Origin of the sequence: Veillonella sp. (genome assembly GCF_019414865.1) — a bacterium.
Lineage (GTDB): Bacteria > Bacillota > Negativicutes > Veillonellales > Veillonellaceae > Veillonella.
This window is the reverse complement of sequence record NZ_DXLG01000051.1, coordinates 1-10,929: the sequence shown is the minus strand read 5'-3', so window position 1 is coordinate 10,929 and position 10,929 is coordinate 1. Positions and strand designations below refer to the sequence as shown.

The following is a 10,929-nucleotide window of genomic DNA, read 5'->3' as shown; positions in this document are numbered from 1 at the left end:
AGTTATTACTGTGTGTGTGGTAAGATTAGTATATATATTTATTTTATTCATAATGTGTATGGGAGATCATTATGACCCGTAAAAAGTGGTGTCTCATAGGGGCTGCAATTTTAGGATTTTCTGCAGTTGGTGTTAGTATAAACCCTATAGCTAAGACCTATGTAGCACCTATGGTTAAAGAACAAGTAAATAATACCATAAACGGATCTGTGGACTATGATTCTCTTCGTATCAATTGGAATGGTGATGTAGTTTTATCTGATGTGGTGATTAAAGATCGGGATGGTCACTTAGTAGGGACGGCACAAGATGTAGCTGTTGGGGTTAAACTATCTGCATTACCAAGTATAATTGGGGGTAACACATCAGGGGCGACAGCTATATCCAATGTTACCGTGGATGCACCTGATCTTCACATATGGCAATTGAACGAGGGGTCTTGGAGTATAGAAAAGTTAGTTAAACCATCTGATCCGAATAAATCGGGTAGTTTTGATGGTGATATTACCATTAATAATGGCCATGTAGCGCTGCGCACTAAAGATGGCGTTAAACGCAATGTTGAAAACCTTGATGGCACCGTTGCTCTTAATATGAGTGGTATGTCCAAAGGGGCATTTACAGCTGATGTAGATGGTTCATCTGTCCTTGTAAATGGCAAAATAGATATGGACGATGTATCTAATTTCGATGTCTTTGTACAAGCCGATGAAATTGATACTGCTGGTATTATGAGCTTTATTCCGTTGCGCAAAGATCTTGTTGTTACGAAGGGGAAATTACAAGATTTACATCTCAATGTTAAAAGTGAAGATGGACAATATATTATGAGTGGCAATGTAGGCTTTAAAGGTTTAACAGGCACTTATAAGCGGGGCAATACGATGTATACCATTACTGATGGTGAAGGTCGTATTATGCTCAATCATGACCAAATTGTTATTAGCCACAGCTCTTGGCGTATCAATGATCAAGCAGCTAAGCTTAATGGTCTCGTTACCTTGGGGAAAGACGAAGAATATCTTAATCTTAATGTTGTAGCAGATAAGGTAAATCTAGAAGCCATTACAGATGTGGGGGTTACTGGTATTGTCGGTGGTCGTGCTCATATTGGAGGCACTACTGTAGCGCCGCGGGTGGATGCAACCATAGGCAGTGATGGTATTTCTTATAAAGGGTACCATGTGGATCGCGTACAGGGAAATGTAGTATACGATAATGGATTAGTTCGTATCGATGATGCTCAATTGTCTATTGGCGCTGGTAATGCTAAAGTTAAAGGTCAATACGTCGTAGATACAGGTGATTTTGACGCTATTGCTGATGTTCATGCCTTATCGTTAGATGCTTTTACACAAGATTTGACGATGCCTATTACGGGAACTATTGATGGAGAAATCCACGTTTTGGGTAAGAATAATCAAGTTACAGATCTTGTAGGCGCTGTTCAGGGCCATCAGATTGGGGTCCGTGGTATAGTGTTGGATTCTGTAAAAGCGGATCTAACCCATAGTGACAATCTTACCAATATAACTATGGTTGGAAATATGGGAACTGGATCCTTTAGTGGATATGGTTCTATTCAAAATGGTCAAGTGGATGCCACAATTTCTGGTAATGCGTTACCGTTAACATCACTTAGTTCAATCATAGGTGACGATGTTGCTGGTACTGTTAGCACATCTATTAATGTAAAAGGCGCCTTAGATAATCCTAATGTGACTGGTACTGTATGGGGGCAAGAGGTTCTCTATAAGGGTGCTCATTTTAATGATATTCATAGTGATATTACTTTAGACAATCATGTTCTAACAATTACAAATGGTCATATTGGTGACGGTAGTGGTGGCTATGATATTACCGGTTGGTATAATATCAATACTGACGCCCTAGATTTAAATGCTAAAGCTCGTGCTGTACGTATTGAAAATCTAATTCGTCCTGTAACCGATATTCCTATTACAGGATGGTTTGAAACTGATAACCATATAACTGGGACTGTAGCCAATCCTATTGTAGAAGGCCGAGCTCATTTATGGGATGGGTCTGCATATGGCAAACTTATAACTAACGCTTTTGCAAAGTATAACTATAAAAATGAAAGATTAGAATTTTATCGCTTTGATATTGAAGGTTATGGTGCGACTATTACCGGTGGCGGTACTGTATCAAAAGAGGCTATTAATATTGATTTTGAAGGTAAGAAAATCGATATGGGGAGATTGCTCATCAATACCGACTATAAGGTGGATGGTTTACTAGCAGGCCGTGGTACTATAACAGGTTCTATGGATAACCCTCAGTTTAATGGTTACATTTTATCTGATGCTTTATCTATAAATGGGCAATTATTGACTGATATTCATGGCCACGTGTATGCAGATAAATCCGTCGTAAATGTACAAGATTTTTCGTTTGCTGAATCAAATGGTGGTCGTTATGTTGCCAAAGGTGGCATGAAGCTCGATGATAGTAAACAGTTATTTGGTGTTTTAGATGTTACCAATGGTAGTGTAAAGAACTTATTGGCTTTATTAGATCGAGCTGATGAGCACCTCGATGGTCAATTAAATGGCTCTGTTGAAATTGGAGGTACGAAGGACAATCCAAGTGTTATTGTAAATGGTAAAATTAACGATGTTAGCATTGATGATAAGGTAGTAGGGGATGCAACAATTGATGCTAGCCTAGCTAATCGTAAGTTTAAAATTACCACTTTAAAACTACCTGTTGGTGAGGGCCTCATTGCTATGGGTGGTACTTTGGATCTCGATGGGCAAGCTGATTTACAAGTAGCCTTAAAGGATGTCGACATAGTGCCATTCTTACCACTTGTAGGTAAGGATATTCAAGCAACAGGCTGGGTAACAGGTGTTGTGAATGTTACTGGAGAAACTAAAAATCCTAAGGTGGAATTATCTGGTGCAGTAGAGTCCGGTTCGTTCAATGGAATTGGTATTGATGAAGGCTTTGCGTTGGCTACAATGCAAGATCATGTCATTCAAATCCAACGTATTCAAGGCGCTAAAGGAGGCTATAAGCTCAGTATTTATGGTAAAATTCCATTGGCGGCTCTTTATACATCTGGTTATTTAGAAGCTAGTGATGCTAAATCTATGGATGTAACAATTGACTTTAACGAAGCAGATATGGCTGTTATTCCTCTTGTTACTACTAGTGTTAAAGATGCAACGGGGCCGTTAAAGGGTGCAATTAGGCTTACAGGGACTATAGACCAACCTGAGGCATACGGCACAGTATCTGTACGTAATGGTACTATGAAATTGGCCAATGTAGATAATGAAATTACTGGTATTGACGGAGATTTAATCTTCTCTGGACAACAAGGGGATTTCCAATCTCGTATCAATATGGGGAAAGGTAGTGCTGGTTTAGCTGCTAAGGTAAATTGGTCTGGTCATGAGCTTACCAACTATAAGGCTGCCGTTCAACTTGATGGACTCGATGTTCGTAGCGAATATGTGAGAGGCCCATTAAATGGTGAACTTTACATTGCGGAACGTGATGGATTACCTACCTTGATAGGTAATTTGGACCTAGAAAACATCCAATTTAAGATTCCTCTTTCCTTGCAGTCTAGTGAAAGTAGCACCAACATGGGTGTAGATGTTAATATTCATGCTGGCAAGGGCGTACGCTTATATGATCGAACTCTATATAACATGTTTATCGGTGGTGATGTTCATTTCGGTGGCACATTACAAAACCCAACTGCTAGTGGCCAGTTCGATGTTAAATCTGGTACGTTCAAATACTTAAGTCATGTATTTAATATTACGAAGGGGAATGCACACTTTGTAGGTGGTTCCTATTTACCAAACTTACAATTAGAGGCTGAAACGAATGTAAGCAACTACAATATTATGCTTGGTGTAAAAGGGACTGTAGACCATATGGATCTTACTTTGTCGTCTAATCCTAGTTTGTCTAGAAAGCAAATTATTTCCATGTTAACCTTTGGTCGTGGTGCAGATTCAAATAGTAGTACATTGACAAATGATGATGTGAATGCTGTTGCTACAGCAGGTTTACAAATGTTTGCCTTTGGCTATGTGCAAGATGCATTGCAAAATACATTAGGTTTAGATCGGATTAATATTACGACAGGTTCCATTGATCCTGATGAACCAACTAATAGGGCAACAGCAGGTAATTACAACATTGAAATTGGCAAGTATATTGTGCCAAAGGTAATGCTTACTTATTCTCAAGGTATCAATAATAAACAAAATAAATATGGTGTTGAGTATTCTGTAAAACGAAACCTCAAGTTCACTGCATGGCGTACATCGCAAGGAAACAATTATTTAGGTGGTCGTTGGACAAGAAGCTTCTAAGTTTATGGCTAGAGTGTGCAAATCCCATGGGTATGCACATTCTAGTCATATTAATTTCATAAAATTTGTTTAATATAGTACTCATTCCCAGTATTTTATGCTATAATAATAAAGATTTATTAGTCTTTATAAAACAAGATGTAAACTTTTTATGGGGATGAGTTCTAGGAGGAATTTATGTTTAAACCAAAAGCCTATAAAAGTATGCTTGCAGCATCCGTGTTGACTGCTGTCATGGGGACAGGCAGTGTATTTGCTGCAGAGGTACAAGCTGGCTATACTCCAGATTTAAATAACACAACAACAACTAGTGCAGCAACTACTAATGATGCTACTACTACTCAAGCTGTTTACAATGCTGATGCAGCTACACCTGCAACAACACAAGATGAAACTGATGCAGCTATCTTAGCAGCTCGTGGTGATACAACTGTATCTAGCGATGGTACTGTAGTTAGAGGTTCTGACGGAACTGTTACAGTTAATAATGCTGCTTTGAAAACAGATGACAAACAAGTAAAAATGGTGTCTAAAACTACTGGTGGTACTGACCTCGATAAGGCTGCTGAAAATGGCCAAACTCAAGCTGTTACAACTGTAGAAGCTCAATATGTTACATCTGCTAATGCTGAGTCTATTAATCCATATGTAGGTAAATTGATTACTGGTTTATCTATTTCTGGTGTAACAGCTGAACAACAAGCACAATTATTGCCTATCTTGACAGAAAAAATCGGCGATGCTGTATCTGTTGATGGTGTATTTAAAGACGTAACTAACCTTGGTAATACTGGTTACTTCTCTGAAGTAAACCCTGTATTTACAACAGTACCTGAAGGCGTTAAATTGGACTTTGCTGTTACAGTAAATCCAATTACTACTGGTGTAGCTTTCGAAGGTAATACAGTTTATACTTCTGAAGTATTGACTAAATTCATGGACCTTCAACCAGGTCAAGTTCTTAACTCTGTATACGTAGGCCAAAAGGTTCAAGGTATCAACGCAGCATACGCTCGCGATGGCTATATGTTGGCACATGTTGATGGTATTCGCGTAGATGACCAAGGCGTGCTTCATGTTCATATCGTAGAAGGTATTGTTGAAGATATCATTCCTGCTGGTAACAAGAAAACTCGCGATAAAGTTATTACTCGCGAATTCGTTCAAAAGAAAGGTAAACCTTTCAATAAATTCTTGGTACGCCGTTCTGTAGAACGCGTATACAACCTAGGCTTCTTTGATGATGTAAATGTTCGCATGTTGCCAGGTGATCAAGACCCTAACAATGTAATCATTGAAATCGATGTTTTGGAACATAAAACAGGTACTATTACATTAGGTGCTGGTTACTCTAAATCTGATGGTTTGATGGGTATCATTGAATTTGGTGAAGATAACTTCCGCGGTACTGGTGATAAATTCAAAGTTCACTGGGAAATCGGTGGTAAGAAAAAATACAAAAACTACCAAATCTCTTACTTGAAACCTTGGATTGATAGCAAAGGTACATCCTTGGGCTTCTCCTTCTTCAACCGTGAAGATGAATACACTGATTACAACGAAGATGGTAATGAAGTAGCTGAATATAACAAGAAATCTCGTGGTTTCAATATTTCCTTCGGTCGTCAAACAGGGGAATATACTCGTGATTACTTAACTCTTGAATCCCGTAAAGATTCTTATAAATGGGATGATGATGACAGCTCCGGCTTCCGTTATGATAAAAATGCGGGCAAAGGTAAAAATTGGAATAATGGTTCCTACAACTTTGCAAATGATAAATATGTAGATAAAAACTTTGGCCGTATCAATTCCATTACATGGCAAAAGGTATACGATTCCCGTGATAATATTTATGAACCTACACGTGGTCGTCGTATTTCTTATACAGCACAATGGGCTGGTCATGGCTTAGGCGGTGACTTCGACTTCTACAAATTCACAGCTGAAGCACGTATGTATAAAAAACTAGGTGCTAAGAATGTATTGGCATTCCGTGCGCGTGGTGGTTTTATCCAAGGTGATGCTCCTTATAGCCAATTGTTCACATTGGGTGGTGCAGACTCCTTACGTGGTTACGAAGATGATCAATTCCGTGGCAAGTATATGTACAATGCTACATTGGAATTCCGCTTCCCAATCGTTAAAAAGGTTAGTGGTGTATTGTTCACTGATATCGGTGATGCATGGGATGCACCAAATGTATCTTGGTACAACAGCAAGAAAACATTTAACTATGGCGTTGGTGCTGGTGTTCGTATTACTACACCAATTGGCCCAGTTAAACTTGATTATGGCGTGGGTAAACATAAAAATAAATTCCACTTCAGCTTCGGCACACAATTCTAATATAGTAAATGTATATGGTGGAGGCCTCTTTTCTAAAGAGGCTTTCACCAATATCTCTATATGGCATCCTTTGATGCAGTAATTTAAAGAAATGAGGGCACTCTATTATGATGCGAATGATGAACAACAAGGCGAATGTGAAAATCTTTTCCATCGTCATTGCTGCTATTTTTATTATTGGTATTGGCGCATTAGCGTATACACAAATGGCTACACCAAGCGGTAATAGTGGTAATAGTACAATTGGTGTTATCGATACATCTCGTATGATGTCTCAAGATAATCCAATTTATATCTCTGCAGCTCAAGAATATATGAGCTATCAAAGCCAATTACAACAAGAAACACAAGCTAAAATTGATGCAGCACAAGATGATGCGACTAAACAAAAGCTCGCTGAAGAAGCACGTCAAAACTTAGCAAAAAAAGATCAAGAAATTGCTAAATCTGTTCAAGATAAAGCTATGGAAGCTGCAAAAGCAGTGGGCGACGCTAAAGGTCTTAGCGTTGTTATGACTAAAGACACAGTACTATACGGTGGCGTTGATATTACAGATCAAGTATTAAAAAAACTAGCTACTGATGCAAAAAAATAAACTGTAGTTCTATGTAAGGGAGAACGACAATGAACGGGAAAAAACGATATATCGGATTTGCCATATTTCTCGTTGTTGCATTATGTGCTATGGTTTGGGCCTATGGATTTGTGACAAATCGTCAGCAGAGTCCTGATGGGGTATCAATAGGTGTTGTACGTATTGATGATGTATTAGAATTTAATCCTTCTTATGAGGATTATAAACAAGCTAAAAATGAATTGGATCTTTTGCAACGTCAATATGAATTAGAACAACAAGCTTTAAATGCCAAGTCAGAGACACAAGAGGAACAGTTGAAATCTCTTGCATTAGATTCAACCTTGTCAGGTGCTCTTACGGTGGAATTGCAAACTCGTATTGCAACAAAAGAAAATGAATTGAATCAGCAATTGAATGCAAAACGAAACGAACTTACTCAAAAATATTTGTCGGAATTAAAGGTTAGTTCCAATGAATATGATCTTGAAATCGTTAATCTCCAATTAGATTTATATGCTTATGATGCTCGTGTGTATATTGATGATGCACAAAAGCAAGCAGCTATGGCAGAGAAGGCTAAGAAAGAGGAGCGATTAAAGGAATTATTAGCTAAGAGAAAACCATCGAATCTTGATGTAGACTCTATTAAGGCTAAAGTACAGGCAGAACTTGCGCCTATGCAACAAAAAGGTCAAGAAGAACTTAACCAATATGCTGCAACCTTACAAAAGGAATTGGCGGCTAAACGAGATACTATGGTTCAACAACAAGCACAATCGATCATTGCTAATAATAACTTACCTGTAGCACAGGATTGGAATGATTCTTGGGCTAAAAAGCTTTCAGATAAAGAAGCTGAAGTGAGTGCACTTCATGAAGCCATTTTAGAAGATGTTCGTATGCGCGTAGCAATTATTGCAGAGGAACAACATTTGGATTTAGTCATCATCGATGATGGTGGTAATATTAAGGGGCTTGATATTACTGATGCAGTGAAGGCGTCCTATCGAGTTCAATAAGGAGTTATATTATGAATAAACGTATTAAATCTTTAGTATTAGGTGCATCTTTAGTAGCTTCCATGGCTATTTTAGGTGGTTGTGGTTCTAATAATGTTGGTTACGTTGATAGCGTGAAAGTAGCAAATAGTACTGAAAAAGGTATTGAAATTACTAAAGAAATTAACGCTAAAAAAGCTGAGCTAGATGCTAAAATCGCCGCTGCTGATGAAGCATCTAAACAAAATGTATTTAACCAAGCTAATCAAGAATTAAATGCCTTTGCAAATGCAAAAGCTCAAGAATATCGCCAATATCAAGAACAAAAAGTTGGTGAACTTGTAAAAGAGAAAAAACTTGATGTAGTTATTGAAAAAGGTGCTGTTGTAGGCGGTGGTACTGATGTAACTGACGACTTGATCGCTAAGATGGGTAAAGCTTCTGATGACCAAATTAAGGAAGCTGAAAATGCTGCTAAAGCGCAAGAACAACAAGATGCGCAACAAAATGCTCAACAATCTGGTCAAGCTACAGCAGTTAATACTGAAGAAAGTGCACAATAATTAAGAATTATCACAGGGGGAGGAGTTTACCTTGGAAAAAACTTTACAGGAACTCGCAACATTAGTAGGCGGTCGTGTTGTAGGTGATGGCTCTATTGTTATTACTGAAACACGTAGCTTTGAACAAGCAGTAAAACAATCCATAACTTTTGCAGTAGGTGAATATGTTGAACATATTGCGTTATGCCAAGCGGGTGCTGTGATCGTTGAATCTGAAGTGAAAGATGCACCGATGGCACAAATCGTAGTCGATAATGCAAAAGCAGCATTTGCACAAGTATTAGAACTCTTCCATCCACCTGTTGTTGTTCCTAGAGAAGTGCATAGGACAGCTATTATTGGTAACAATGTAACAATTGGCAAAAATGTTGCTATTGGTGCCTATTGTGTTATTAATGATAATGCAGTCATTGGTGATGATGTAACAATTCGTCCATATGTTTATATTGGGCACAATGTGCGTATTGGTGAAGGTTCTGATATTTACGCTGGCGCTATTGTTCATGAAAATTGTATTTTAGGCAAACGCGTTGTATTACGTGCTAAAGCAGTAATTGGTGGCGAAGGCTTCGGTTTTGCTACAGAAAATGGTGTACATACACATATACCACAAGTTGGTAATGTTATTCTTGAAGATGATGTTGAAGTTGGTTCTTGTACAACTATCGACAATGCTACAATGGGCTCTACTTTAGTACGTCGTGGTACGAAGATTGACAATCTTGTTCATCTTGGTCACAATGTTGAGATTGGTGAAGATTGCTTCCTAATCGCTCAGGTTGGTATTGCCGGAAGTACTAAATGTGGTAATCATGTTATCTTTGCTGGACAAACTGGTTGTACTGGTCATATTACGATTGGTGATAATGTACAATTTGCTGGTAAAACTGGTATTACAGGTAATGTACCATCCAACTCTATTATGGCAGGCTATCCAATGAGACCTCATAAAGAATGGTTAAAATTGGCTGCTTATGAAAATCGTTTGCCAGATATGGTGAAAACTGTAAAACAATTACAAAAAGAAATTGACGCTTTGAAAGCACAGCTTAAGGAGAGCTAATAATCCATGTATAGGTTTATGAAAATCTTTAGTGCCTTTATTTGCTTATTACCTAAAGGTTTGCAATATGCTATTGGTACATTGCTTGGTGAAATTGCGTGGCTAGCGGTGCCGCCTAAACGCAAGCGCCTAGCAATCGGCCAAATTCTATTCTGTAATATTACAGATGATCCAAAAGAAGCTCGACGTATTGCGAAAGCTAGTACTACACGCTTTGGTCGCATGATTATTGATGTATTACGCTATCCAGAGATTAAGGATGGCGCATACAAAGATATGGTGGAGTTTATTAATCGAGAGTACTTAGATGATGCCTTGGAAAATGGTCGAGGTGCAATCTTAGCCGCTGTTCATAGTGGTAACTGGGAACTCCTTGGCGGTGTTCTTGCTTCGGAAGGGTATCCGTTGATTTCTGTGGCAATGAAACAGAATGGTGATGCGGACAAGTTTATCAATGAATATCGTCGTATCATGCACCAACATGTAACCTATAAAACTGGGGTACGAGAAATGATCAATGAACTTAAAAAAGGTGCTTTTTTAGGCCTTATTATGGATCAGGATCCTGGTGATGATGGTGTACTTGTTCCATTCTTTGGTTATGAAACTTTAACGGCAGCAGGTCCAGCTGTATTGGCTCGTATGCAAGACGTACCAATCATTTTTGTGACTATACATTATAGTCCGTTTTCTGAAAAATATGAGATTGAGGTACATCCACCAATTTATGTGGAACGTACAGACGATAAAAAGCGTGATATAGCGGTTACCACAACTCTTTTAAATGAGTTTATTGAAGATTATATTCGTCGATATCCTGAAGATTGGTTCTGGCTTCACAATCGTTGGAAGTGGACACGTCGTTTCTATGGCGAACAAATTGAAACACCTCCAGATGTATTTCACTAGTTAATAAATATAAAGAGATTTTACATGCCTACTTATGTAGTATTGATTTAAATACCGCATAAATTAAGCATCGTAAAGTCTCTTTTATTTTTATGGTGCATAATACAGTAT

The 10,929-nt window shown here is 38.3% G+C and carries 7 protein-coding genes; all 7 read left to right on the top strand.

The features are described from left to right. Positions 1–71 precede the first annotated feature (71 nt). The 7 genes from QZ334_RS04700 to QZ334_RS04670 all read left to right on the top strand — a co-directional run bounded on the left by QZ334_RS04700 (position 72) and on the right by QZ334_RS04670 (position 10,818). Entirely contained in the window at positions 72–4,358 is a 4,287-nt protein-coding gene (locus tag QZ334_RS04700) for a translocation/assembly module TamB domain-containing protein (RefSeq protein WP_295232341.1), read from the top strand. 177 nt (positions 4,359–4,535) lie between these two features. Further along, a complete protein-coding gene (locus tag QZ334_RS04695; RefSeq protein WP_295232338.1) occupies positions 4,536–6,707 on the top strand; it encodes a BamA/OMP85 family outer membrane protein in 2,172 nt (723 codons plus the stop codon). 107 nt (positions 6,708–6,814) lie between these two features. Further along, positions 6,815–7,303 (top strand): OmpH family outer membrane protein, encoded by a 489-nt coding sequence (locus QZ334_RS04690; RefSeq protein ID WP_295232335.1) that lies wholly within the window; start codon positions 6,815–6,817, stop codon positions 7,301–7,303. 29 nt (positions 7,304–7,332) lie between these two features. Next, on the top strand, positions 7,333–8,304 hold the full coding sequence (locus QZ334_RS04685) for a hypothetical protein (protein ID WP_295232332.1): 972 nt from the start codon (positions 7,333–7,335) through the stop codon (positions 8,302–8,304). A gap of 11 nt (positions 8,305–8,315) precedes the next feature. Continuing rightward, positions 8,316–8,846: a hypothetical protein gene (locus tag QZ334_RS04680; RefSeq protein ID WP_295232330.1), complete on the top strand. Its 531-nt coding sequence runs from the start codon at positions 8,316–8,318 to the stop codon at positions 8,844–8,846. A gap of 31 nt (positions 8,847–8,877) precedes the next feature. Next, the gene (gene lpxD / locus QZ334_RS04675) at positions 8,878–9,909 is read left to right on the top strand and encodes a UDP-3-O-(3-hydroxymyristoyl)glucosamine N-acyltransferase (RefSeq protein ID WP_295232327.1); all 1,032 of its coding nucleotides are present in this window, start codon (positions 8,878–8,880) and stop codon (positions 9,907–9,909) included. Positions 9,910–9,915: 6 nt separating this feature from the next. After that, the gene (locus QZ334_RS04670) at positions 9,916–10,818 is read left to right on the top strand and encodes a lysophospholipid acyltransferase family protein (RefSeq protein ID WP_039969450.1); all 903 of its coding nucleotides are present in this window, start codon (positions 9,916–9,918) and stop codon (positions 10,816–10,818) included. Positions 10,819–10,929: the final 111 nt, after the last annotated feature.